Here is an 800-nt window from a genome sequence, read left to right as displayed (position 1 = left end):
AACACATTAAAACATTTGAAGAACTCGAAGTAGAACTTCTGGACAGAATGAAGGCTCGTGGATGTACACATATAACAGTTACAGGATACCGATATTTATGTAACAGTGTTATTTCGTGGTTAAAAAATCACGGTTTCACGAGCTACAGCAAAGAAGGAGGAGAAAAATTTTTACAAAATTATCTTGAAACACACGGTAGAAATCAATACTATTCAAACCTTCGTACTGTTATCTATAGATTAGATGACATTATTGAGAATACTTGGAACGATGTGCATTCCGATAAAGGAAAAAAATTTTTACTTTCTGATGAATATAATACTGTTGTTAATAAGTATTGTGATTGGGGAAAAGATATTGGACTTGCACATGGAACAATTAAGTTAAAGAGATACGCCATTTCGTGGTTTCTTAATGAACTTTGCAAACTTAACTGCTATTCCCTTACACAGCTGTCATCGAGTAAAATCGCAATGGTATGTCCAAAGATTACAGACCATAACCTTTGGGGTGAAATAAGAGTTTTTTTGAGATATCTGGCAGATGCTAGAATGACAGAAGTGGACTATTCAACAATTGTACCGCACTATAGCAAGCCCTATGTGCTGCCAAGTGTATATTCTGTTGATGAAATCAGACTTATAGAGGCTTCTATTGATACCAGTACTGTCATGGGCAAACGTGATTATGCTATGATTCTTCTTGCGTCAAGAATGGGAATGCGTTCAGGAGATATTGTTAAGCTTAAAACAAAAGATGTTGGCGACAATAGAAATGAAATCAACATTATTCAAGAAAAA

At 34.9% G+C, this 800-nt stretch carries 1 pseudogene; it reads left to right on the top strand.

The features are described from left to right. Positions 1 to 800 (top strand): annotated as a pseudogene (locus ACTNBF_RS16480) (hypothetical protein); the annotation flags it as partial.

Source organism: Bariatricus sp. HCP28S3_A4, assembly GCF_052066395.1.
In the GTDB taxonomy this organism is placed as follows: Bacteria; Bacillota; Clostridia; order Lachnospirales; family Lachnospiraceae; genus Allocoprococcus.
Note: the sequence above shows the minus strand (reverse complement) of the source record. Positions and strands in the feature narration are given on the sequence as shown.